The organism is Candidatus Seongchinamella marina (genome assembly GCF_026262685.1).
Lineage (GTDB): Bacteria > Pseudomonadota > Gammaproteobacteria > Pseudomonadales > Halieaceae > Halioglobus > Halioglobus marinus.
The window spans coordinates 42,188-67,767 of record NZ_SHNP01000010.1 but is presented as its reverse complement, the minus strand read 5'-3'; the positions used below and the strand labels follow the sequence as shown (position 1 = coordinate 67,767).

18 protein-coding genes and 1 pseudogene are annotated in these 25,580 nt (G+C 51.0%); 8 read left to right on the top strand and 11 right to left on the bottom strand.

What is annotated here, in order from left to right; genetic code table 11:
- Window positions 1-209 precede the first annotated feature (209 nt).
- Both EYC87_RS18915 and EYC87_RS18910 read right to left on the bottom strand, forming a co-directional pair.
- On the bottom strand, window positions 210-1,331 hold the full coding sequence (locus EYC87_RS18915; RefSeq protein WP_279254275.1) for an aromatic ring-hydroxylating oxygenase subunit alpha: 1,122 nt from the start codon (window positions 1,329-1,331) through the stop codon (window positions 210-212).
- A gap of 147 nt (window positions 1,332-1,478) precedes the next feature.
- Window positions 1,479-3,116 (bottom strand): B12-binding domain-containing radical SAM protein, encoded by a 1,638-nt coding sequence (locus EYC87_RS18910; RefSeq protein ID WP_279254274.1) that lies wholly within the window; start codon window positions 3,114-3,116, stop codon window positions 1,479-1,481.
- 354 nt (window positions 3,117-3,470) lie between these two features.
- Here EYC87_RS18910 and EYC87_RS18905 point away from each other — a divergent pair, with 354 nt between their 5' ends.
- A complete protein-coding gene (locus EYC87_RS18905; protein ID WP_279254273.1) occupies window positions 3,471-4,247 on the top strand; it encodes an SDR family NAD(P)-dependent oxidoreductase in 777 nt (258 codons plus the stop codon).
- An 87-nt stretch (window positions 4,248-4,334) separates the two neighbouring features.
- Here EYC87_RS18905 and EYC87_RS18900 read toward each other — a convergent pair whose 3' ends face one another.
- Complete coding sequence (locus EYC87_RS18900; RefSeq protein WP_279254272.1) at window positions 4,335-4,712, bottom strand: hypothetical protein; 378 nt, start codon at window positions 4,710-4,712, stop codon at window positions 4,335-4,337.
- A 336-nt stretch (window positions 4,713-5,048) separates the two neighbouring features.
- Here EYC87_RS18900 and EYC87_RS18895 point away from each other — a divergent pair, with 336 nt between their 5' ends.
- Window positions 5,049-6,032, top strand: a complete 984-nt coding sequence (locus tag EYC87_RS18895; RefSeq protein ID WP_279254271.1) for an aldo/keto reductase — start codon at window positions 5,049-5,051, stop codon at window positions 6,030-6,032.
- A gap of 143 nt (window positions 6,033-6,175) precedes the next feature.
- On the top strand, window positions 6,176-6,892 hold the full coding sequence (locus EYC87_RS18890) for a 2-hydroxychromene-2-carboxylate isomerase (RefSeq protein WP_279254270.1): 717 nt from the start codon (window positions 6,176-6,178) through the stop codon (window positions 6,890-6,892).
- A gap of 96 nt (window positions 6,893-6,988) precedes the next feature.
- On the opposite strand, the gene EYC87_RS18885 is transcribed toward EYC87_RS18890, so the two are convergent.
- The 4 genes from EYC87_RS18885 to EYC87_RS18870 form a co-directional block, all read right to left on the bottom strand.
- Window positions 6,989-7,558, bottom strand: a complete 570-nt coding sequence (locus EYC87_RS18885; RefSeq protein ID WP_279254269.1) for a carboxymuconolactone decarboxylase family protein — start codon at window positions 7,556-7,558, stop codon at window positions 6,989-6,991.
- A gap of 1 nt (window position 7,559) precedes the next feature.
- On the bottom strand, window positions 7,560-9,971 hold the full coding sequence (locus EYC87_RS18880) for a TonB-dependent receptor (protein ID WP_279254268.1): 2,412 nt from the start codon (window positions 9,969-9,971) through the stop codon (window positions 7,560-7,562).
- Window positions 9,972-10,006: 35 nt separating this feature from the next.
- Window positions 10,007-11,368 carry a TrpB-like pyridoxal phosphate-dependent enzyme gene (locus tag EYC87_RS18875; protein WP_007228958.1) on the bottom strand — a complete coding sequence of 454 codons (1,362 nt, stop codon included), beginning with the start codon at window positions 11,366-11,368 and terminating at the stop codon, window positions 10,007-10,009.
- Window positions 11,369-11,589: 221 nt separating this feature from the next.
- A complete protein-coding gene (locus EYC87_RS18870; RefSeq protein ID WP_279254267.1) occupies window positions 11,590-12,465 on the bottom strand; it encodes a homocysteine S-methyltransferase family protein in 876 nt (291 codons plus the stop codon).
- Between the two features lie 205 nt (window positions 12,466-12,670).
- Here EYC87_RS18870 and EYC87_RS18865 point away from each other — a divergent pair, with 205 nt between their 5' ends.
- On the top strand, window positions 12,671-15,265 hold the full coding sequence (locus EYC87_RS18865) for a hypothetical protein (protein ID WP_279254266.1): 2,595 nt from the start codon (window positions 12,671-12,673) through the stop codon (window positions 15,263-15,265).
- 288 nt (window positions 15,266-15,553) lie between these two features.
- Here EYC87_RS18865 and EYC87_RS18860 read toward each other — a convergent pair whose 3' ends face one another.
- Complete coding sequence (locus EYC87_RS18860; RefSeq protein WP_279254265.1) at window positions 15,554-16,738, bottom strand: serine hydrolase domain-containing protein; 1,185 nt, start codon at window positions 16,736-16,738, stop codon at window positions 15,554-15,556.
- 197 nt (window positions 16,739-16,935) lie between these two features.
- Here EYC87_RS18860 and EYC87_RS18855 point away from each other — a divergent pair, with 197 nt between their 5' ends.
- Window positions 16,936-17,706 (top strand): SDR family NAD(P)-dependent oxidoreductase, encoded by a 771-nt coding sequence (locus EYC87_RS18855; protein WP_279254264.1) that lies wholly within the window; start codon window positions 16,936-16,938, stop codon window positions 17,704-17,706.
- A gap of 470 nt (window positions 17,707-18,176) precedes the next feature.
- On the opposite strand, the gene EYC87_RS18850 is transcribed toward EYC87_RS18855, so the two are convergent.
- Window positions 18,177-22,094: a fibronectin type III domain-containing protein gene (locus EYC87_RS18850; RefSeq protein ID WP_279254263.1), complete on the bottom strand. Its 3,918-nt coding sequence runs from the start codon at window positions 22,092-22,094 to the stop codon at window positions 18,177-18,179.
- Window positions 22,095-22,277: 183 nt separating this feature from the next.
- Entirely contained in the window at window positions 22,278-22,496 is a 219-nt protein-coding gene (locus EYC87_RS18845; protein WP_279254262.1) for a pilus assembly FimT family protein, read from the bottom strand.
- A gap of 459 nt (window positions 22,497-22,955) precedes the next feature.
- Here EYC87_RS18845 and EYC87_RS19545 point away from each other — a divergent pair.
- The 3 genes and pseudogenes from EYC87_RS19545 to EYC87_RS18835 all read left to right on the top strand — a co-directional run.
- Window positions 22,956-23,069 (top strand): annotated as a pseudogene (locus tag EYC87_RS19545) (IS6 family transposase); the annotation flags it as partial.
- A 427-nt stretch (window positions 23,070-23,496) separates the two neighbouring features.
- A complete protein-coding gene (locus tag EYC87_RS18840) occupies window positions 23,497-24,252 on the top strand; it encodes a hypothetical protein (RefSeq protein WP_279254261.1) in 756 nt (251 codons plus the stop codon).
- A gap of 51 nt (window positions 24,253-24,303) precedes the next feature.
- Entirely contained in the window at window positions 24,304-24,738 is a 435-nt protein-coding gene (locus tag EYC87_RS18835; RefSeq protein WP_007228734.1) for a hypothetical protein, read from the top strand.
- Between the two features lie 314 nt (window positions 24,739-25,052).
- Here the strand turns inward: EYC87_RS18835 and EYC87_RS18830 are convergent, their stop codons facing one another.
- A complete protein-coding gene (locus EYC87_RS18830; RefSeq protein ID WP_050756485.1) occupies window positions 25,053-25,469 on the bottom strand; it encodes a carboxymuconolactone decarboxylase family protein in 417 nt (138 codons plus the stop codon).
- Window positions 25,470-25,580 lie beyond the last annotated feature (111 nt).

Genomic DNA, 25,580 nt, shown 5'->3' with positions numbered 1-25,580 from the left:
ATATCCTTGACCGTCTTTTCGGTGTTTGACATGCTCATGATGATGCTCCTGTACTTCAGTTTAAAAGTAGCAGAAGTCTCTCTTAGCAAATCAAGTCATTTGGTACCATCGTGGCTGACGGGATACAGTGTTATAACAAGGCTTTCCCTGCTCGACATCAGTTGTGCACAGAATTTGACGAGGAATTGACCGCGTTGGTATCCACCGTGTTATTCGTCGCTGCGACAGTCCCACAGCTTGTGCCAGAACTGCAGCAATGGCTCATTAGCTCCCAGCAGGTAGCGACCCCCTCTTGCCTCGATGCCACGTTGGCATTCCGCAGCCACTGGCAGATCTTCATCTGCAAAAACATCACCGCCGAACCGGAATGCTTCGCATGCCCCATCAAAGCTACCGTGGGGTGCGTACATGCCGACGTATGTCACTACAGAGGAACCGGGTGAATGACCAGGCTCACTTCGGATTATCTGAGCGCCGGAGGCGTTCACCAGCAACATAACACCAGGGTATAAGGTGTATGTCACTGAGCCTTCTACTGAGTCCGGCCATTCGCTCTCCTTTAGTTGTTCCAGTCGGGCTATCGACTTCATGGGAAATGCCCATCGGCTGTGACGACCGAAAGTGTCAACGGCAGCATTTGGTGCGAGAATTTTTGCAACGCTTTCACGATGAAGTGTTTTGAAGTGATAACTTTCCAGGCTCAAATCGTTGATAAGTTTCCAGTTTGCCGCGACTTCAAAGCGCCTGCGCTCAATGAGCTTGTATTCCCTCAACTGCAAGCATTCAAGCTCAAGCCCGATCTCGTCCAATGCGCTGTCAACCGCGCGTTGGCTAGTGTCAGCGGAGCAGCCCACAACGACGATCCCGTGCTTTTCTGCAACGGCCAAGCGGGCCAGTGAGCAATCCTCCGGTCGGGTCGCAAACATATCTGCTTCTGGCCTGCCCTTAAGAGTCCCATCATGCTTATACGACCAGCCATGAAACGCACACACTAACGACGAGGCTTTGCCGCTGCCTCGGGCTACCTGTGCTCCCCGGTGCATGCACGAATTAATGAAGGCAAACAACCTCCCGTGATCGTCCCGCACCAAAAGCACTGGTACATCCAAAATGTTTAGCGTCAGGTAGCAACCGGGGTCAGGAATTTCACCGCTGAATGCGACTGGCTGTGGTGTAGCGTGAAATAGCTTGGCCCGCTCCAACTCTGCGAGTTTGGGATCAGTGAAAATGTCGGTACCGACCGAAAATTCGCCAGGGGCAACATCTGTCGTGCCCGATATGTAATGGTTCAGCAGGCGTCTGTTTATTGAAAGCGCTGTTTTTCTATCCAAAGTGACTTCCCAAGCGATACTAAGGGCGCGCAGGGGCAAAAATAAAACGCCAGACGCACGGACACATTTTCTACTGCTAAGCTTAGATTCAGACTCGTATATTGCAATAGCTACTTTTACTGCGGGGAAGCGCGTCTAGAAGTATCGTCAGGTGACTTCCACCACTTCAACCATAGTTTCCCGGCGTCGACGGATAGGTCGCGCAGGCTTCGCCATTTTCGGGATCGCTTGCTTCCACCAAAACTGTACAAGGCCTACTTTCCAGGCAAGATAACCGGGAAGTCCGGGAATAGTTGAGAAATCAAGGTGGCGAAGGTGATCAAAGCCACGCTTGAAAAGGTATAGCGCACGCAGTATCGCGGCTGTAGCCGGGTACATGGGCTGTGCTTCAGAACTGCTCCGAACGCGTTTTAGCATGCGGTCGAACAACCAGCGGGGCGGTCGCCAGACCACTAACACGTAAAGCACCAGATTAGCCCAGTTCGGCCTGATGTGGGCGTAATTATCAGAAATTTCCTCAATGTTGACACCAGCTTCACGCAGGGTTTCCTCCAAGCGTGTATTGGGAATCGCCTTCAGGGAAAAGATGTTTAGCGTGAAGGGTCGGCCGAATTGATGGAGCAACTCGAGTGTTTCAACGACATCTTCTCGAGTCTCTATGGGGTTGTCGACAATAATGTCGTAGGCAGGGGGAATATGATACTTGGGGGCAAATTCGGCACAGACCATAGAGGCCGCCAAAACATCTTCAGGTGGTGTTGGTCGTTGGTAGAAGTCCAGGATTCGTTTTGAGCCGCTTTGTACCCCCATACGTATTCTATTCATTCCCCCCCACGTTAGCACCTGTAACTTGTCCTGGCGCACATAATTGGGGATGACGCCATAGACCGCAAAGGGAATACCAACTTCTTCGCGCCAGATTTCGGCAAACTCCGCCAACCGGTCATAGGGTATCGCCATAAAGCTGTCATCGTGAAAGCACACTGTGCTCAGATACGGTTGCGCCTCTAGCGCTGCCTTTATCTCAGCGACCGCATAACGTGCACTGGGGTGGCGCAGTTTGCGGTAGCCCACGTCGTTCTCAATGAATTTGGTATTGCCGCAGTAGGTACATTTGAAGGGACAGCCAATTGACCACACCGTGTTGAATGCCAAACCGTTACTGAGCAATCTATCGTGCAAGGTCATCGGCTGAAAGCCTGCACCGGGCCTATAAAGGAACTCCTCTCCGCCATGACGAGCGAAAGCCAAAGTCTCCATTTCCTCGGAAGTCTGCAGTGGTAAAAAACCATTGCGAATGATGGTGTTGTCTTTCTTGAACCAGAAATTTGAAGTTGTCGTATAGTCTTCGCCAGCTATCCAGGATTCGTAGAATTGCTCGAATGCAAACTCACCCTCACCCGTGCAGATACCGTCGACGTCCGCAAGAATCGCATCCTCCGGATGAATAATAGGATGTATACCGCCCCAGATGATCATGCATTTGGGATTAATCTCTCTTACCCTGGCAATCACCGATTTTGTCAGATCGGCATAACCGCTCATGCTGGAAAACCCCAGAAGATCAGAGTCAGCGAGATCACGGGCCATTTCGTCCACCGCCTCTGGCGGCATATCTCCACCAGCACCGGTTTTACCGGTGAGTGCACGAGTCAATGACCGTACATGATGTGTAGAAACAAAACAGAATCGGGCGTCGGGGATGATGCGCTCAACATGCCCGCTGAATTTGCGAAATCCGCACGCAATAATGCCGTCTTCCATGCACACCATTGTCGCTTTCAAAGCAGGTACCTTTCTCTTATTTTCCTGAAGTATATTACAAACAAGGGGCATGTGTGAGTACTGACTAGGTAAATGATCCCATCGATTGAAACGCAACTGTCGTGATTTTGAGGGCTGACTCGCCCGGAGAGGCATCAAGGCCAGCTTGCAGACGACTGGGCGCTGCTGCATAAAGTGTTAAGTCATTTAAATAAGAGTAATCCGCACTATTGGTAGAGCGAGGTGGAGCAGGGCAGTGGCGTAGAGTGTGCGGCTAGATTTTTGCGACCAGGAACATTTCATTTGCCAATATTTGAAGCGGGTAATCCCTTATACTCGGCAACACCAAGCACATAATAAACCAGGAAAAATACGATGATAATGGGACGTGTCCAGGATAAAACCGCATTGGTAACCGGTGCAGCATCAGGGATTGGACGAGCTATCGCTTTAATGCTTGCCAAACACGGTGCCCAGGTGGTCGTGACTGATCTCACCGAAGGGGCCGCACGCGAAGTCGTCGACGAGATAATCTCGGAAGGCGGTAAGGCTTTTTTTGAGCCGCTGAATGTGAGTGAGACAGCACAGTGGGCAGAGGTAACTGCTGCTGTGAAAGCGCGCTGTGGCGGACTGGATATTCTGGTGAACAATGCTGGCATTACAGAGCGGGGAGATGCTGAGAGCATAGCGCTCAGTGACTGGAATGCAGTTATTAACGTTAATCTGAATGGTGTTTTTTTGGGTACTCAGGCGGCCATCAACATAATGAAAGACACCGGTGGCGGTTCAATTATCAATATCTCATCTATCGAAGGAATGATTGGCGATGCCAATTTATCTGCCTATACTGCCAGCAAGGGGGGTGTGCGATCCTTCACCAAATCTGCCGCGCTGCTATGCGCAGAGAAAGGCTACGGGATTAGGGTAAATGCCATCAACCCAGGAGTAATTCGTACCGCATTACTTAATGACCACCTTGCGAGTTTTGATGACCCCGAGCAGGAAACGCAGCGCTTGATCGACCAACATCCTATCGGGTTTTTGGGGTCGCCGGACGACGTCGCCTATGGCGTGGTTTATTTGGCCTGTGATGAATCGCGCTTTGTAACCGGTGCAGATCTGGTCATTGACGGCGGTTATACTGCGCAGTGAATAACCAGAAAATCGGTAAACTGACTAGCTTACTTGAGATTATGCGCTGAGCTGGCCCAGAGCGGTTAATGTCGTTTATCACCCCGCTCAGAATATGAGAGTGATGCCTAGATAACCGCATATCGCGGTGGTTCCCATTAAGTATGCTCCTGGCATTTTCAATAAATGTTTATGTTTGCCAAAAGCCAAGAACAGGAACATCAATGCGCCCAATGCGTTGATTACGATCAGCGGATAAACTGCCACGGGCGATATCAGGTTGAAGGCAAGCAATGCGAAGGCAATGGCCGCGATAAACAAAAATATAGTGAACATGTGCCAACTCACCAAGCTTAAGGATTTGCCCAGCGCGTCCAAGCTTGAGTGATTGATATTAGCGAGATAGAGGCGCCCACCAATCACCCCGTGAAAAAATGCTCCGAACAAGGAAAAAATTGCCGCAAGCATTAATAAAAAGAACCCCATTACACACCCCTGTTTTTGAATCTTAGCAGTCAGTTAATATAGCCATTTTTAGATTTTTTGCTATCCGTATCGGTGACGTCGGTGAGTGTCAGCTAACATCAGCTATTCAAGGATAAGCTTTGTGCCATAATCGAACGTGGTTTAGATTGTCTCGAAACTGTAATCCATTTAAAAGGTATCAGCTGCGATCGGCAGGCTAGATTGGATAGGTCCTTGGTGAAATTGTGCTTCTTTAAATTGGGTCCAATTCGCTCCGTACGGAGTAACGACGAACACTAATGTCCAGCAATGAAAAGCGTTACATTGAAACCTCATTATTAGTAAAGAGAACTGGCGATGCAATACAGAAAATTCAAGCCGTTTGGAAACATCAGTGCATTAAGCTTAGGCGGCGGAGGCCTTGGTCAAATATGGGGTGAAACTTCGAGAGAGCAAGTGCTCGAAACCATCGAAATTGCCTTGGACCAAGGCATTAACCATTTAGACGTAGCGCCAATGTATGGTCATGGTGAAGCAGAAAGTGTCGTTGGTGAAGCATTGCGTGGCAAGAGTACTGACGGTTTGTATGTAACCACTAAATGCCAGATCGGTACGCCGAGAGGTCATAAAGTTTATGAAAAAATCAATGCCTCGCTAACCGACAGTTTGAAATTACTGGACATAGAAAGAGTGAGCTTGTTTCTTATGCATTCGCAATTAATTGAAGATGACTATGAGTTGTTTAAATACAACCAGTTCCGAGAAAAAAACGCGACTACATTAAGCTGCTATTTCAACGAGGTTATTCCCGCTTTCGAGCGGTTAAAACAGGAAGGCAAGATCGGCGACTGGGGCATTGGCGGTATAGGGCAAAAGGAAGCGTTATTAGCTGCACTCGATCACGAATGTAGGCCGGCTGCGGTTCAGTGTATCGTCAATCCGCTTAACTCAGCAGGCGCCATCAGTTACGTATCAGAAAACTTCGATCCAAAAATTATTTTACAAAAATGCCAGCATAAAGATATTCCGATCCTGGCGATTAGAGCTGTACAAGCCGGTGCGCTAACTTCATCGATGGATAGACAGCCTCATTCGTCAGGCTTTGATGCAGAAGATTTCGAAGACTATGTAAGAGCTGCTCCTTTTCGGCGGCTGGCTGACCAGTGGGGTGAATCTCCCGCAAGCCTTGCTCACCGTTATGCATTGAGTGTCTCGAAAGTGGCTTCGGTCATACTGGGAGTGAAAAATACGATTGAACTAAAGGAGTGTTTGCAGGCCGAGCGAGCGGAGCGATTGAGTGCTGACCAAATGGCGACAATACAAAGCCTGTTTGCGACATGAGAGTATAATTAGTGGGGGTTTAGCGAGGGTTTATGTGAGATTTAGAGAGTGCTGCAGTCAATCGTTTCAATGTTGCGCGCCTGAATACCTGGTAAATAAACCTAGCTTGACCTGCGACTGACTCTTTCGTCTGGCTACCCTGTTTGAAAGCGTTGGCAGGTAATTGCGAAAAAACTGATTTGAGGTGCTTCTTGATGGCTAATTCGATAAAAGCGACGTTCTATTTTGATTACATCTCGCCTTATGCTTACCTGATGTGGCGAAGGCTCAATGATGAAAATCGGGAGTTTGCCTCACGCCTGGACCTTCGTTACCGACCGGTTCTTTTTGCAGGCTTATTGAATCACTGGGGTCAAAAAGGACCAGCAGAGATTGAAGCGAAGCGTGTGCATACGTATAGACAGGTTGTTTACCTGTCTGAAAAGTTTGGCATTCCCTTCAGTATGCCCGATGCACATCCCTTTAACCCGCTGGCTGCCTTGCGTTTAACCATTGCCGCCGGTAACACCCCTGAGACCATAAGCAGCATATTCGACAGCATTTGGGTGAGAGGGCATCGGCCGGATGATCCAAAAGGCTTTTCGGCGATCGTGGAAGCGCTGGCGTTCGAAGGGGGTGATAGTGTGGCGAAAGAAAAAATAGCTAATGCAGTCGTAAAGCAAGAACTACAGGAAAATGGTGCCGATGCACTAGCAGAAAAGGTGTTTGGCGTGCCCACTATTATTGCGCAAGGAGAACTCTTCTGGGGCGTAGACAGTCTGGATATGCTGCTGCATTTTCTTGATAACCCGGATTGCTACAGCGATGATGAGATGAGCCGGATTTTTGCCATTGTGCCGTCAGCTTCTCGCGTGCTTTAGGATCTTTGGAAGACTTTTTACAGCGTTAATAACCCAATTTATCTTTTGCGTGGGCGGAGTTTCGCCGGGTCCCCGCTTTTACTGCCTGCAGATTGCTTATACTTGTGAGGCTAATGCACGCCACATATCGCGATAATCGTAGTCAGTGTCTAAAGCAAGATTGAGACGATTGTAAGAACCAAAGTCGCTGACTAGGTGAATGAGCTGAACAATGCCCTTGTCAGTCAAACCTGCCTCACGCAGCGCGTTTACATCGGCGTCAGTCGTGGTAGCGGGGCTGCGGTTAACTTGTAATGCAAATTTCAGCAAGGTTGCCAAACGCGGATTTTCGACTGAACTGACACCTTGCTCAACCAGCGTTTTAACATCCTCCTCCTGCGTGCCCAGGCCATGAGTAAGTATGGTGCAGAATGCAGCCGTGCAGTAAGAGCATCCGTTGTCCTTGGATACCAGAATGCCAACGTGCTGAATCTCTTCCATCGAAAGTTCACCCGACTCCCATAACACCTTGGTTGCGCCTAGCTTGGCAGGGAAGAATTCGGGAAAATTCATTTCAACAAAAAAGTGGTTTGGGACAGCCCCTTCCATTTGCGTGACCCATTCGAAAATTCCTGCAACCGCCGGGTCTGTGACCGCGTTTGGCTTCGCAATCTTCACACGTGCCATATTAAAAGCTCCACTGGGCTTCGACTAACCACTGGCGACCACGATCGAATATGCCCTCATAGCTTTGAAACGCAGTGCCGTACACTCCAGTAGCCAGGTAGTCCTCGTCGGTCAGGTTGATGGCGGAGAGGATAACGGAGAGATTCTCTTCGGCATTAGTCCAGCGCACGCGGGCGTCTAACAGCGTGTAGGCGTCAGTCTTCAATATTGGCGTGTTATAGGCATCATTATAGGTGTCGTCACGGTAGCTGGCGTCACCACGAACAACTACAGTTCCCCACTCATTCAAGCCAAACTCTTTAGATAGCCCAAGGCTACCGCTGTACTCGGGGACGCGCTCAAAGGCGAAATTCTCACCGATCAGGGTTAGTCCTGTATCGATCTGGTCATAATGAGCATCAAGCCAGGCAAACGTCGCGTCAACCAGCCAGCCAGCACCCGGCGACGCCTGCAGCTCGAGCTCCAGGCCATCTATATCAGCAGAACCAATATTCTCAGTCACTGGCGCTACGCTATTAAAAACCTGCACTTGCAGATCTTCGTAATCTGTATGGAATATCGCACCATTAAGACGAACGCGACCATCCAGCAGTGTCGACTTGAAGCCTAACTCATAGACATCTGCAAATTCTGGCTCAAAGGTGGGAATCAGATCGAGATCAGGCGTGCCCGGAGGAGCAGTAAATGGCGGCACGATAGGTGGAAAAACTCGTTGGGTAAAGCCACCAGATTTAAAGCCCTCCGAGTAAGTGGCATAGATCATGACGTCATCAGAGGCATCCCATGACAAATTGGCCAGAGGCGTAAATTCGTCGATTTCCAACTCTTTCTCTACGTAGGGAAGAATTCTTGAGCCTGCCTGCAGGAATGGCGCGTCTAACGCAGCCAGGGGGTTGCCCGGTGGCACCACCTGACTAATACCCGCATAGTAATTGGTAAAAATCACCTGATCGGGACGAAAGGTCTTGGTCTCTTCGGTATAGCGTCCGCCCAGTGTTAAATGCCAGGTATCTGTCAGGTCATAGCTTGCCTGCGCGAACAGAGCCAGCGCCTCGTTATCGAATTCACCGCCGGAGCGAAAATTGGAAACCGTAAAGTCGAGAATGTTTGCGTTCTTGCCTTCCTCGTTGAAGTAGTAGGCCCCGGCAATCCAGTTAAGCCGACCGTGGTCTCCCAGCAGTTGGAACTCCTGACTGAACTGTTCCTGCTCCAGATCATCGAAAAATTGGGAAATACGCTGAGGCGAGTGATCGCCATCGCGCGCAAACTCTGAGTCGAGATCACGCCATGCAGTAATGGACTTTAGCGTCAGTGCTTCCGTCAGCTCGTAGCTGAGATTCAATGACATTCCGTACACATCTGTCTCTGATTTGGCTTCCGCAGTGCCGCCATTTCGACCGTTGCCACGCAAGTAACGATTGTCGTAACAATTGGGGCTGTCGGGGTTATAGGTGACACCGTTGCCATTAACATCTGTGGCAGCACATGGCATGCCCGGGCCTAACGCTGCTGCAGTAACGTTGTGAACAAACGCCATCGGCGGTGGCGGTGCCGCGACCACACCCTGCAATTGACTCAGGTCTGTAAAGTCAATGCCAATCAACTCCATCGCCGGCCCGTGTTCTGAGTCGGAGGTATAGTCAAAACTAAAATCCGCTCGCAGCTTTTCGCTCGGCTCCCAGGCTAACGCCAGGCGAGCAGTCAATGTATCGTCATCCCCTAAATCAACGCCGTCCTGGCGTTCGACATAGCCATCTTGTTGGAACGAAGCTGCAGAAACCCTGAGGCCAACGGTTGAGCCGATGGGTATATCCACCGAGCCTTTTAGGTTTAGGCGATCATCGGTGCCATAAGCAGCGCCTACTTTACCGCTAAATTCGCCGCCGATATCAGGTTTAACCGTAGTGATCGAAATAGCGCCACCAATCGTGTTGCGACCAAACAGGGTTCCCTGTGGGCCTCGCAAAACCTCTAGTCGTTCTATATCGATCAAATCGAGCACTGCGCCGACTGAGCGCGCTATGTAAACACCGTCGACATAAAGGCCAACACCGGGCTCGGAGGTTGGTAGAAATTCCTTTTGGCCAACGCCACGAAGATAGATAGCGGCAGAATTAGAGGCTCCACCAAAGCTGGGGTTATTCTGTAACGTGAGGTTTGGAACAAACTTCTCTATCTGATCAAGCCTTGTAATGCCACGATATGCCAGATTTTCGCCGGTAAAAGCTGACACTGCGATAGGCGCATCCTGCAACCCCTCCTCGCGACGTCGCGCTGTGACCCTGACTTCCTCCAGCATGCGGTCGGCGCCAGTAGTCTGGGCAAAAGCAACAGTGGCGCTGCCCAATGTCCCCGTCAGCGACAGAAACACTGCAACCATGGGCAGCGGCGTAGCAATTAAAGTCTTATTCATTTTTTTATCCTTGCAGATCTTTCAGCATTAAGTAATCAGGCAATTTCCGGTACGTCGAGCATTGCCGCTTTTATAAGGTCGTCCGACAGTTCAAGGTCTTGCATTTCGCCTCGCATGTATCTGTCATAGGAGGCAAGGTCGAGATGGCCGTGACCACACAGCGCAGTGAGAATAGTTTTCTCTTCGCCACTTTCCTTGCATGCTAAAGCTTCACGTATGGCAGCGGCAATTGCATGAGTCGGTTCCGGTGCAGGCACAATACCTTCACTGCGAGCAAACTTTACCGCACCTGCAAAGCACTCGAGTTGCGGTACGGCGATAGCTTCCACCAGTCCAAGCTCATAGACGTGCGATACCAGTGGCGCCATACCATGATAGCGCAGGCCTCCGGCGTGAATGGGTTCCGGGATAAATCCATGACCCAGTGTGTGCATCTTCATCAGCGGCGTAAGCCCGGCTGTATCGCCAAAGTCATAGCGATACTCGCCTTTGGTCAAGGTCGGACAAGCTGAGGGCTCTACACAACGAATTACCGGGCTCATTTTGCCAGCGAGCTTTTCGCGCAGGAATGGGAAGGCAAGCCCACCAAAATTGGAACCACCGCCGGTGCAACCCACCAACACATCAGGTGTCTCACCCACTTTGGCAAGTTGTAACAGTGCTTCCTCGCCAATGATTGTCTGGTGCAACAGCACATGATTAAGCACACTGCCCAGCGCATAGCGAACGGTTTCATCCTCAATCGCCTCGCTAACAGCCTCGGAAATCGCAATACCCAATGAGCCCGGGTGATCTGGATTTTCCGCTAACAGCTTACGGCCGAACTCGGTCACATCGGAAGGGCTGGGATGTACCTTCCCGCCCCAGATTTCCATCATAGTGCGTCGGTGCGGTTTGGCGAGGTAACTTGCTGCCACCTGCCAAATTTCACATTCGAGTCCAAACTGAGCGCAGGCAAATGCCAGTGAGCTTCCCCATTGCCCGGCTCCGGTTTCTGTTGTGAGTTTGCGAATCCCTTCCTGCGCGTTGTACCAGACCTGAGGTACCGCAGTATTGGGTTTGTGCGAACCGGCTGGACTAACGCCTTCATACTTGTAAAAGATCTTGGCGGGCGTATCTAGCAGCTTCTCCAGGCGCCGAGCGCGGAAAAGAGGCGACGGGCGCCAGAGGCGATAAACATCCAGCACATCACCCGGGATATCAATGTAGCGCTCGGTGCTGACTTCCTGCTCTACCAGAGCCATAGGGAATAGTGGCGCGAAATCCTCCGCAGTCGCCGGTTGATGAGTGCCCGGATGCAGGGCAGGCGGTGGCGGCTCAGGCAGGTCGGCGACAATGTTGTACCACTGCGTGGGCATTTCGTCTTCTTCAAGGAGAATTTTAGTGTATTCACTCATAGGGTTGGCACCTTTCCTCAACACGTTACGGGTTGGCTCCCGCTGTCAATTTCAATTTAGGGCGAGATACTAGTCAATTTCGCGCCGTTTTGCGAGATGGTTTAGCTTGGGGTATCCGCTTCCAGGCCCAAAACAAGCTGTCTTTTCGGTACCGGGAAGACGGAAAGCAAAACTGTGGGGTTGTTGGTTTTAACAACGGACAACAGGGCGGAGTGTGCGGTTCATGATTTCAGACGGGCCGCGAGTTCGGCGATATGGGCGGGACCCACTTCGCAACAACCACCAACAATAGTTGCGCCAATATCAATCCAGGCGTCTACGTGATCTGCATATTTTTCCGGTGTCAGGTCGGTACGGGCCTCCAGAGCATCCACAGTGCCGCCTGGCTCCAGTGCTTTGATTGACGTGAAGCCATTGGCATAGGCGCCAAACCTCAGGCCATGATCCGCGAGAATTGGAAGGTTTGCCGTGATTGCCTCCGGGATCGAACAGTTCAGCAAAACGGCCTCGGCACCGCGGCCAGCCAGCGCGTCCAGTGCATCTTTAAGCTTCTCCCCGGAACGCAGCGTGTGACTTCCGTCATCAGATACCGTCAAGCAAATCCAGACAGGCAGACTGGATTCCACCGCTGCGGTACAGGCCGCAGTTGCTTCTGCAATTGAGGCCATGGTCTCGCACTGGATCAAATCTACATGGTCTTTTTGTTCGGCTACAATTTCGCGATAACGGCGCAGATTGTCCTCAAAATCGGGGGAAAGATCAGGCCGGTAAGAGGCTCGAAGGGGTGGTAAGCATCCGGCCACTCTTACGTTTTTTCCGGCACTAGCTCGCGCCGCGTTGGCAAGCTCGATGGCTTTGGCCTGCAGCGGTTTGAACCATTCTGGCTTGCCGTCTCGTTGCAGTCGTTCTGGTGTCACCGAGTAGGTGTTGAGTGTTATAACGTCGGCACCTGCCTTGATGTAGTCTTCATGGGCAGATTGAACAATACCGGGCTCGTCCAGAAGTACTTTAGCCGACCACATTGGATGGGCCGGATTAGCCGAGCGTTTCAAAAGTTCCTGCCCCATACCCCCATCGAGCAGTGTAATATCAACCATCTTCTTGTTTTCCATCGCGCCTAGCAGCAGCAAAGTATAAGACAAATGAAAGGCCTATTGTGAGCAAATATCCGCACCAATAAGCGCTCTTTGAGTCTGGACGAGTTAAGTTGCCGTTATGGCTTAACTGCTGCGTATTTCCTCGCATTCAAATAAAGCGATATAGTAGCCATTGTGATTAACGTCTCGCCAGGAGGCTGATATCTTGAACCACGCTAGAAATTTGCTTTTGCCAGTTTTTTTTCTGCTGTTTCTTGTTGCTTGTAGCGGCGGTCACGACGCTTCTCGAAGCATATTAAGCGAGCCTGAAGTCAGTGTGACGACCGTCCCGCCTGTGCAGACGCGAATCTCGTTGGTGGAAGCCGCAGCCTGGGATTATCAGAGCCGGACTAGAGATGTCTTCGCTGATCATCGACCGCAGGATATCGAGTGCGATCGGGATGAAGGCTGGCTCATCGAAGATGATGAAATTGAAGTGCGCACTGATGTTTGCAATTACCTCTCGCTGACGCAGGAGAGCTTGCTGAATATTCCCGCCGGGAGTCGCCTTGAGTTTGCACTGAGTCACGGCGATCTGGTGTACCGCGAGAACAGCTCGGCTCACGCGGCATTGTCCGTAGGCGGCGTGATCGTGTGGGAACAGGAAATCGCCATCCCCTCAGAGGGAGCCATCTATCGCGAAGATATTGAACTGGAGTTCGAAGTCGCCCAGCGAGACAGTATTGAAATACACCTGCACAACCACGGCAGCAACGCCTGGACAATTCATGGACTGGAGGCGGTTGTCTCAGGTGAGTTCAACTCGGACGCATTCTGTCCAGCCTACGACAGCACCTATGAAGCCATTCAGGCCACTGTATTTGCACAGCATGGCTGTGCAAGCTCTCTGTGCCACAGTGCACAGAATGCAGCTGGAGAATTGGACCTTAGCCCGGAGAACTCCTATGCCAATCTGGTGGACGTTGTCTCTGCCGGCAGTGAGGACTTGCGGGTCGCTCCGAGAAAGCCATCAGACAGTTTCCTTTACCAGAAGCTCGCAGCCAAAACACAACCGGGAAGCTATGATATTGCAGGCAGCCCTATGCCTAGCGGGGGTGAGCCTGTTTCTTCCGGACAGCTGGAAGCAATGCGCCTCTGGATAGAGGCGGGGGCGCCTGAAAGCGGCTCCGTAGGAGACACCCTCGGCCGAGGCGAAGACGAAATTGAGCGACTGTTGGGCGTCTGCCTTCCCGAGCCCGACGCGGTAAACGTCATTCCACTGGATCCACCTGCAACCGACGAAGGGGTCCAGTTTCGTATGCCTGCCCACAAAGTACCGGCGGAGGAAGAGCGTGAACTCTGCTTCGCCGTCTACGAGGACTTCAGGGACGATATCCCCAATAAGTACATGGATGCTGCTCGTGAAGTATTCTATGTGCAGGGCTCTGAAGTGCGCGAGGATCCCTTCACCCACCACAATGTCCTGCTTTATTCGGCTGTTCCTCTGGAACTCATACACGATGAAAGTTTTGGCACCTGGAGTTGCGCCGGAGGTGACATTAGCGGCCAGGTTTGCGAACCCACCGATCGGAATAGCTGTGGCGATAACGGCCGCTGCCGCAGTGAATTAAAGGACTCCATCGCCTGCAGGGGCTATGGCCCCGGCACCGGCTTATTGGACACGGTTTCACAAATCAATCAGTTTTCCGTGCAGGGAGGCTCGGAGATCGAGGGCTTCTATGAAGAAATTCCCACTCACGGCATTTTTTACTGGAACTCGCACGCTTTCAACCTGACCACTGAAGACGCTATGCACAATGTATGGCGCAACCTGAGCTTTGCGAATGACAAACGCTACGAGTCGGAGAGGATCACCTTTTCTCCCCATATCTACGCCGGCACCGGAACCGCTCCGTTCACCAAAAAAGAAGTCTGTCGCGAATACACCCTGGAACAGGGAGATGCTCTGCTGATGCTATCTTCGCACACGCACAAGCGTGGAGAGCTGTTTACCATGGCACTTAAGGGGCAGGAAGACGACCCCTTTTACGTGAGCAAGAATTATGACGAACCGCTGGAAATGAATTTCGACCCGCCGTGGGAATTCAATGACGCAAACGTTGATAGCCGAACGCTCGTTTACTGCGCTGTTTACAATAACGGCGTCAATCCGGACGGTACCGCTAATCTGGACACGGTGACACGACTAAGCGTCAAGCCCAGCCGTAGTTTCTGTCGCCCAACTGCCTGCACAAAAGGCAATATCGGTGCTAGCTGCGATGGCTCTGAGGACCACGCAAGTTGCGATAGCTCCCCTGGAGCAAATAACGGATTCTGCGATGCCTGCCCGATATCTCCGGGGGTTACCAGCGACGATGAAATGTTCATTCTGCTCGGGATCAAGGCAGGAGACTATGCTGGTCAGGTCGCTAGATTCCAGCCGGGATTTGCTATCGTAACACCTGAGCAAGACCAAACCTTTACAGCAGGCAGTGCCATCACAGTGAAGCTGGAAATGAGCAACTTCACGCTGGTACCGCCGCTGCCGCACAATAGCCATGGCGGCCACGATAATGGTGTCGACAGTGCTGCGGATGGCGGTGACCACGGTGCTGTAGACAGCGGTCACTACCACATATACCTGAACACGGAAGATGATTCAGCAGAGCACCTCACTGATTATTTGCCGGAGGTCCAGTTCCCTCTGCCTGATGATATCGGGCCCGGGCAGCATTACCTGAGAATAACCCTGCGGGCGCCTGATCACCATGCCCTGGGAATCGAACAGCGCGTCTATTTTACTATTGCGAACGGCCTATAACGACGCGATAGCAAGTAGGCTGCGCCCAGCGTCAGGGAGTCAGGGATGCGGTGGTCCAACAACTCGAATATCAAACCATTGAAGCAAGCACGGAGATTCCTCGGTACACAGTACTGTTCCCCATCTGTTTAATCTGGGAAGGTGTCTTGCACGAGCTGAGCATTATCGAAGTCTCAGGAATGGTGCGTTGAATGCATGGAGTAGGGCGGTTGCGTGAGGCCAGGTGCTGGGTTTCTTTGGCCTCAAGAAGTTAGCTTGTCGCTACTCATCTAACGGCCTACGTTGGCCTTATTCGGCATCTACTGCTGCCTGAACTGCCCTGTAAAAATTCTCCCGTTGAACGCCCACCGTTTCAAAGTGGGTGGCTCGCGGCCAGTTACTGTTAGAGGCAATCACCAGGTTGCGCTTCGGGTCGATATAAATGCCCTGGCCGAATATACCCTGTGCAGAAAAGCTGCCATCGTCGTTTGTCCACCACTGGTAGCCATAGCCTCTGCCCGGAAAGTCGATTTCAGCCCGTTTTGTTGTGGCGCTTTCTATCCAGCCCGGGGGAAGAATTGTTTCTCCGTCTATTTTCGCGCCTCCCAAGATAAACAAACCGAAACGTGCAAAGTCCCTGGTGGAAGCCTGTATGCAGCAGCCGCTGATTTCGTGGCCTGTTGCTCCTAACAACCAGCTTCCATCCTTTTCCATGCCAAAAGGTGCCCATACTTTTTCCGACAGGTAATCAGCAAGATTTTTCCCTGTGGCTGCGCTCACAAGAACGCCGATCAAATTGGTTTCGCCAGTTTTATATGCCCACTTACTTCCAGCGGGTGCCTCTCTCGAAAGAGTGCGCATATAGCTGACAGTAGCGTCTATGCCGGGTTCTGGCTCGTGTTCATTGAACAGGGCAACGTCGCTATTTGGATCTTCATAGTCCTCGCTCCATTTTACTCCTGATGTCATCGTTAAAAGATGTTCGATGGAAACGTCGTCGTAAGCAGAACCCTTAAGGTTCGGAATGTAGTCAGAGACTTTGTCATCTATGCTTTTGATAAAGCCGTCTTTAATCGCGGCGCCTACCATCGTTGATGTAAATGACTTGGCTACCGAAAAGCTTGTCCATTTCCCAGTGGCGTCAAACTCCAGCCCGTATCGTTCCAGTCTTACTTTGCCGTCCTGAATGATGATCAGCCCCGCAGTCCGTTGCTCTGCCATATATCGTTCAATGTTGGTATCGATTGCAATAGGACTGCCCTGGAGCAGGGCGTATGTGTTATCACCGGCCGCAATAACTCTTGCCTCTGCGAGAATGGGTAGCCAGTCCATGGCGCGGAAGGCAGCGTCGCGTTGCGGTATCGACCAGAATAGAGCGTCCCTGTCTAAAGGTATGTTGGCAAGAAGCCGACGCGTGTCTTTGTCTGCAGAGGCATATAGCAAAGCCGCGCCCACGGCGATCACTACCAAAATCCTGGCTATCCACTTTCCCATGTATTCTCCAAAATGCGTTTTGATGCTTGCGGCGAAGCAGTCTATAGACGCGAATTGCGATAGTCACTCACCATTGCAGTACTTATCAGCTTTTGCTGCAGGGTATTGTGGTCATCGGGCCAGCCCGTGACCTAGAGTTAACTTGTCAGTACCTTTTTGTTGCATACTAATGGCCGATCAAATTGGGTAAGCAGCTTATGGCTATTATTGATTCATTTCGCCTGGATGGGCAAGTTGCAGTGGTAACTGGCGGTGGTAAGGGTATTGGCCGTGGAATAGCGCTCTGCCTAGCCGAGGCCGGTGCCGATGTTGCCGTAGCTTCGCGCAACATAGATGATCTCAAAGATGTTGTGCGTGAGATTGAGAAACGCGGCCGTAAGGGCTTCGCTGTGCCGACCGATGTGACTGTTACAGGGCAGCTCGATGCACTGGGGGATCGGGTTGCCGCCTTTCTCGGCACGCCAACTATCTGGATTAACAATGCCGGTGGCCTGCCCGATGCTACACCGCGTTACCTTACCCGTACTCCCGAAGATCGCTGGGACGCCCAGATAGATCTGAATTTGAAATCCGTCTGGGCTGGTTCGACGGCTGCCGCAAAGTGTATGGATGAGGCCGGTGGCGTGATTATCAACATCTCATCGAGAACTGCCTTCGGCCCGCAGAAAAAAAATGGGCCTTACGCCGCGGCCAAGGCGGCCACGAACAGTCTCACTGAGACGCTTTCGGTAGAGTTGGCACCCAAGATTCGGGTAAATGCCGTGGCGCCTGGTCCCGTGCCTACGCAAAATTTCCACGAGTCTACCGGCATAAGCGAAGAGGAGGTGCCCGAGATGGAAAAAAATATGGGCATACCTCTGCAACGCTTTGGCAAGGTGGAGGACATCGGTGCCGCTGTGGTTTTTATGGCATCGCCGGCCGCGAGCTGGATTACCGGCCAGTGCCTTTACGTAACGGGTGGCAGGTAGCGCCAGGCTAGGTATCGACAAGTTAACGGGTCGAAATTTCTAGAATCGCCTGATGAGTACTTACAGCCTCCACCGATCCCCTTCTGATATCATTTCTTATGCCGTCTGGTTGTACGATAGATTCAACCTATGAATTGCGAGTTTAACTAGCCGGCCATCGTAATCTGGTCCCTGAAACATCTTATATATTGTATTAGTAAGCCAACAATTGGGTAGAGAAGTCCTCTTGTTCAATCTCAGGAGAACCTCGTCAGGGCTGAACACTCTCGGAACCTTAGGATGAGCGCGTTCAGTGGACAGAGTAGGGCAGTAACTTGAGAGTGGGTAATAGTTTCTTTATGGACAATCGAGGCCAAGTGGCCGTAACTTATTATCTGCGGCCCGAGTTTTCGTGCAAAAATAAACCCCGCTAAATTAACGGGGTCTATCTGATCAGTTTGGGCCAAATGGTGAACCCTGCCTCTGATGGTTTAAACCAATTTGAGGCGTCGGCAACCTAACCAACCGAGTAGGCCGGTCAGCATAGCGAACAACCACAACGGTAACGGCACGGGTGCCGCCGGCACGATGGGTGCGGCGGGCACGACCACTACTGGGTCGGAGGGAGGACTATCCCCTTCGCTGTTGCGCGCCTTCAAGGTAATGCTGACCCCCTCACCATTAGTCAAATTAGGAATCGTAATTGGAGTGGTCGTGTCGGCAGGGTCAAGCGGCACATAATTCACGCCATCGACACTATACAAATAATTATTCAAGTCGAACCCACTATCACCTCCCGGGGTAAATGATACCGTGGCTTCACCGTTTCCTGCCGTTGCACTCAGATTTTTAGGCGCCTCTGGCTTGCCGGAAGGCACAGCGACCGTTGCCGGATCGTCAATCTGCCCGGCAATACTTGAACTGTCGAGCGGACCACCGTCTACCAGCGTATAACGTATCACTCTGTCCGCCAGTGTAGCGCCCTCAATGACACTCCACTGACCGTCTGTGTATTTGTACGGGACACTCCCAGCTGGGGGGTCTTCGCTCAAAGTAATACTGACGTCGACTGATTCACCGGTAGCACACCTTATTAGCGAGAAATCTAGCATATTGGGGTAAGCTAGCTCGACATTATCCTCTATCGCGGGGGCACTTGTTAGCCCGAGATTGTCAGGGTCTATCGAGCAGGTGCTTCCAGCCACCGTTTCGATTGCCAACGTGAGGTTGCCTTCTTGCGCCTCGATAAATATAGACTGTTGAGGCAAACTGAACGACCCTGCTTCGGAACTAGCTCCTGCTCCCTTCGTATTGACCGCACGAAGAGAAACCTCATAGGCCGACCCAATTTCAAGCCCTTCAAGGGTGAGCGGACTAGCGGCTGATGCGGGTGCGCGCGCCACCCAATCTCCACCATTGAGCCGATACTGATAATTAGAAATGTCGGCACCATTACTGGAACCCGCAGTAAACGCAATCGTCGCGGACCCATCATCGCTGGTCGTAGTGATGGTGCCAATAACGGGAGCGTCAGGGACTGTCGCCTCAGTTTCAGGCGAACCGCCTCCAGATGAAGGAGGTGAGAGCGCCACACTGACTGCAGCAGAAGCGGCGCTTGCACCCACACTCGTGACTGTTTTCAAGCTGAGTGTACTGGTTTGGCCATTAGTCAGGCCTGTAACCGTCACTGGGCTCGACGTTTGGGCAGGGCTAAGCGCCACATAGCCGGCGCCATTAACGCTAACCTGATAGTTCGAGATCTCCGCGCCGTTAGCCGTTCCCGCAGCATTGAAATCCACCACCGCAAGCTGATCACCGCCTGAAGCGCTTAAGGCCAATGGCGGCAACGGCAGACCCGCTGGCGTCACCGAGACCGTATTACTTGGCAATGACGCCACATTTGGTGGAGAGTCCACCGAAGCAAAGGCCCTAATTTTTATATCGACTGTTACGCCATTTGTCAGGCCCGTGATGGTAATAGGTGAAGCAGTCCCATTTGTAGACTTTACCCATCCCTCTTTATTAACTTGATACTGGTATCGGTTAATCGTTGTACCGTTGTCAGCTCCCGCAGTAAAGCTCACCACCGCACTGCCGTCCCCGGGGGTAATTCCGGTAATCGTTGGCGCATCAGGCCGTACCTCAAGCTTTGCTACCTCAAAGTTATGCGTTAAACCATTGATTTCAATAAAATCGATGTACGTTTCTTGTGTCGTCGCAATTTGCCCATTTCCATTACCCGTTTGCCAGCGAAAGAGAAAAATCTCCCTGTTACCTTTTTTATCAATCCATTCCTGCAACGTTAAAAGCCAGCCATCACTTGCGCGGCGGAATAGCGTCTTGTCAAAATCCACTGTGAACGTGTTCCAGGTCCCTGGCGTAGTTTGAGGCGCTTTATCCATGGCTACGTCCAACTGAATAACGTCCTCTTCAACCAGTCCATTGCCTAAATCTCCATTGCCTACCAGCCTTATACCAAGCCGTGGGTAATTGCGTACGTCATCGGTTTGGTAACGAAAGCTCAGACTCGTTAAGTCATACAGGCGGGTAACCTTGCGCTCAGAAATACTCTCAGGCTTGATCATTAATCCCCAACGATCGCCACCCTCTCCTGCAAGGCCGGCGTTGAGGCTCGCCGTTCCCGGCGCTTCGTACTCGCCCCCCGCGGGATCTCTATCTTGTGCGTAACTCGAGGTCCACCCAGAGAGATAAAATCCCTGGTCTGGGGAATTAACGGTGACATCATCCGAAGTCGCGGGCGCCCTGGGCGCAAACATGACCTCACTTTTGCCACTCTTGGTCCCCTGATTGTTCACCGAGCGCAGGCGCAAGTTATAGTCAATGCCGTTGTCTAAGCCGTCGAGCTCAATCTTCTCCGGCTCAGAAATAGAGGGTGAAACGGCCGCGCCGCAAGAAAAATAGTCATCGCCTCTAGCACCACCGACGATGTCCAATCGACATTCATAGTCCGTTATCGCAGCGCCATTATCCGCACCGGGCGTAAAGGCAACGCTCACCGACTCATCGCCCGGGGTCGCTTTCAGGTTCGAGGGGCTTTGTGGCGCCTTTGTAAGCTCAAAGGCAAAGTCGTAGGTCGTGCTGTTAATCTCGAGGTGGTCAATATAAGAGACAATGCCCTCAGAGGGAGTGGCGCTGCCCTTCGAGCCATAGGTCCACTGGATGCGACGAATCTCGGCATTGGGGTATTCCCTAATCCATTGGTCAAGGGTGAGGTCTACGGGATCCCCATTACCAAGCCCACCATTATTACGAAATATGCTGCCATCGAAGTCCACCTCAACCTTGCCCCAAACATTTTCCACAAGACCTTGGTTGCGCGGTGCAAAATAGATATTTTCTTGGCCACTTGCTCCACAAGCGCCGTCTGTCGGACAGTTTATGACGACCGAGACTTTTGGATAGCCAAATTCGCGATCGTGATGAGCAAACCAACTCAGACTTTTTAGGTCACCTAAAACCTGAATACCATCGGGGAACTTTTCTGGCGTTAATGTAACCGCCACTTGGCCCCCTTCGATCCCGCCATCGAGGCTTAAATCTAGTGAGGTGGCGCCGCCATTTTTGTCTGCAATGCCGACTATGGGGCGCGGTAGGGGCTTCGACCAACCGGCTATCGCCCACCCCTTATCTGCTGAGTCAACGATGATGGTCTCTACGGTTGGCGGTGACTCGACCGCTGGGTATTCAAAATTATAAACCTCGCCCGGCTGGACGCTGTTTCCAACGAGGACCACTGCGCCGCCAAAATCGAGGTAATCGAGGTATACTTGCGCATCTGCCCCGATGCCTTCTTTGTCACCCGCGCCTATTTGCATCGCAGTAACTTTAAAGATGCCCGAGCACCAATCTTTGTCGCCTGCCCACTCAGCAAGCGTCTGAGTTCTGGGTTCGTAAATACCGTCTGCATTTTTAATTGACCGGTAGAAGGTGGCTGTAGCAAGGTCCACCGTCCGAGTTGTCCAGTTGCCGGTTACTTGCGCATCATGGTTCGCGGTAATCAATGTGTTGTTGTTGCAGTAGAATTTGAATGCAGTGTCTTTGCCTTGCAAGTCATCCGTATAGTAATCGTAGCTGATGATTCCTAGACCACTCAGCTCAGTCTTTTTTAGATCGCCAATATCATAGGCAACCGCAGACCGTGAACGTTGGCAGCGATTATCTTCTCCCGTAGTGCATTTCTTTAGGGACATGACGATCGCACCATTGCCGCCGCGTTTATCCCCCTCTTTTTCGCTTCCCTCAATTTTCCCATTACCGCCGTCTAGGGGCGCATAAATTCCCAGTCCTAGCGCCTCTATTTTGTTGGGAACGTCAACAATGGTCTCCGCATTGGCGGTCAATGATATGAATGCACCAATGCTGAAAAACATAAATTTGCCAAATTTCATCACTTTTCCTTACCGAAATGAGTAATACCCTCCTAGTCCGCGTAATTTTACTTCCGTGCTCGTTACAACCCTGTAGATCAAATACAGAGCGTGTCTGCTTCATTGCTTCGTAGCGCGCCTGGTCATGACCTCAGACCGGGCATTACTGAGTGCGGCATGCAAAGAATAAGATTCGCCGAGCAATCAATCATTGAGAGTCAGGCTCTGATACTCTGGCACAGCGGCCGTTAACATAACAATCAGCACTACGATGACGGCCATCAGCTCTATCAAAGTAAAGCCCTGCTGCCGTCCTACCTTGGGCGAAAAAAGCCCATTCTTTTTGTCATAAATTGCGTTGCCGGAGGTGCGGAGGCTGGTCCAGCCTTGGTTGACGTAGCCTACACTAGGAGGTCTGGTCATCATTAGATTGCTAGCATTAGTCTCCAGACGATCCTACCTTTAATTCTCCTCGATCCCCCTCAGGGCTTTAGCCGCTTCGACGGTGCAACTGCTATGAACGCAATATTAAAACATTGATTCGATATTTTCATATATTGCAACGAAAAACAAATAATGGTTGCCAACTGGTTCTCAAAATTGGACAAAGCTCGCAAATTTTCGTCAGTAAATGCGCCGTCGTCTATCGTTGGAAGCCTCGCAGTGCCTGCGTATCAGTCGTGTGCGCGGAAGGGAAAGTGAATATCTTGCCCCTTGAGGCTGACGTAGGCCGGAAGTGCCCGTGTCCGTCCACGAAGACTTCTACGTATCAGTAAAAAGGGGTTTTGCAGAATTTTAGAGGCAGTTGGCGCTGATTGATATCAACCCTCTGTTCATCGTGTTTGGCTTGTCATTTCTGCTGTCTTAATTCTAAACGAGAGTACGCAGCAGTATGAGAATAATCGGGCAGAGCAATCGCACGAGGCGACCAGGATCAGCCAAAGAGGTATGCGCAAGTTCAAGTCGGGCATGCAGGGACAGCGATTTTTTGGTGCTCAGCGCGAGAGCTTTCGTAGAGTGGGAAAGGGCGGTTGCTTGATTGCCACAGGATGGACTTACCTCGCCTCAATCACTCAATTTGGCAGAACGTTTTCTGAGTCAGCCTTGGTCTGCGCAACGATAAGTATAAAGTGCAATTTGCAATCGAAAACCGAACTCGCACCGAGAATTGAGCACTTACGTAGCCCGAGTTTATCAATGTCCCTGCCGATCCTGATGTGGAGACGTCTAGGTAGGGTCTTATCAAAAAAGTGTCTCTTAAAAAAAAGACCGAGTTGGCACCATAGGGTCTGACGGCAAGCGCTCAGAAATTAATAGCTATATTCATTACAACCGTTTTAAACTGATTTTTGTGGGCAGTTCATTCGCTTAACATGAAAGTGAAAATGAAGGTCTTCATACTAGGCTGCCGCCGCAGTAATAATTGTATTTTGAAAAGGTGGCCCTAGTCGTTAGTCAACACAAACTTTCAGGAGTAACCGTAACAATGAAAAATATAATTACAGCAATCCTTATGTCGTTACCTGTGTCGTTGAGCGCCGCACCCTCAATGTCTGTATTTACAGTCAACGCCCAGAATCCGGCGGCTTATGTAGATTGGGCAGGCAAAAGCGGCCCAGCTATTGGCGAAGCCATCAGTTCAACAACTGCTGGCGTTTGTATACCGACGGCTGGGTTTGAGCAGCCGGGCGATCTATTTTTATACTATTTATTTCCAAGCGCAGAAGTCGGTTTTGCCAGTGCGACAGCGCCCATGACTAACGCAACTGTCATAAGTGAGATCGGAAAATTGCAGACAGAGCGAACAGTGCGCCTTGTCGACAGCTACACTATTATGAATCCAACTGAGCCAAATTTCGAGATCGGGCAGTCTTTTGCAAACTGGAATATCATCGTCGACACTGACAGTCCCGCAGAATATGTGAGCGAGCTTAATGCGTTTAAAGCAGCAGCAGTGGAAAACGGTTTTGAAGATGTAGCGATGGTAGCTTATGGGATAGATACCGGCGAACATGCTGGCAAAGTCATGGCTTCTATTCAGGCTCCCACGCCTGAGAGGCTGGGTGCATTTATCGATGCTAGAAGCTCAAAATGGGCACAAAAACACCTGAAAAAATTCGCAAAAATACGCGAGTACGAACATGCTTACACCATGGTTTGCAATGTAATTCAGGCGTGATGGAAAAAAGGTAGTTCAATAAACTAAAAGACCACGAGCGAGGAAATTAAGATGATTAAGTTAATTATTGCAGTGCTCTCTTTCACAGTAGCAATCACATCGCAGGCACAGGATTTGGCATTTGGCGAAAATGCGTTTGAAGGGGTATTTCAGATTGACTCCACATTCACGCGGGATGCGGGACAAACGTATGAAGTATCTGCGTCTGGCGAGGCTGGCGACTATGGCAGAGTGTATTTGTCCTATGAGTTTACAGATAAACTGGGAATGCAGTCCCAAGGAGAGTTTACCGGTTTTGCGTGGACTCAAAATGGCGAGGAAGTAAACACGGCAACATTGCGAGGCATCTACAAGAAGCAAGGCAGCGTATTTAAGCTTTACTCCTTTGATAATGTCTCAGACGGGAAGTTGAATGTTGCCACCGGGGTTGTCGACTTCGTTGCGAAAACGATGAAGTTTTCAGTTTCGGAAATCGCAAGCGACTGAACGCTGCAAAAGGAGCGCTTGATGAATCTGGCGCTCGCAGTAGCCCACGCCAGCGTTGACGATTGCAGGACTAGGGGTGCGAACTTTTCAAACCCCACCCGCCTGAGTTTATGGCTTATTTTTTCACAGTAGGCGCACAACCCCTATGCGCGTCAGGTTGACGGTGAAACGATTAATCATGGCCGGAGCTTAAAGCCGACCAAGGTTATTGCTTTCGCCGCACGCGTGGCAACTTTTTTAAACCATGTATACGGCACTTGCCGCATTTTAATCAGGAGTGGCCACTCAAATGTCATCTAACGCAAGATTCCGAATTACTGTGGGAACATCTCCATAAACTCGTCCATATCAAATTGATTCCCGTACAGCATGCTGCTGTTCAGCGCTACATCAGCTGCTATAGCTACTGCAGTTTTAATTTCTTCCTCCGTGGCACCAGCCGCCTTAGCCATTGCGGTATGGGCCGGTATACAGTAGAGGCATTTAGCTGCCACCGACGCTGAAATAGCAGCTAATTGAGCATGCTTTAACGGGATGGCGCCATTGAAAACATTTTTTTCTACTGCTTCGTAATACGCTTTCGCGGCTGCCTGGTTGGAAGCGGGATGAAGCGCAATCATAGGGTTGCCTGATTTCGACTCTCGGATATCGGATTGATTGTGCCCGTCTGCCAAGGCTGTGGCTGATAAAACAATCGTAAATACTGCAGCCGTTACTATTTTTATAGACATGTGTTGCCTCGCTAGATAACTTGATTTTAAGGTTTGCTGCCTTATCGCTGTTCCTGATATCAGGAAAGCTAAACTCCAGTGCAGGGTTTAATACTACGCTTTTATCAACAA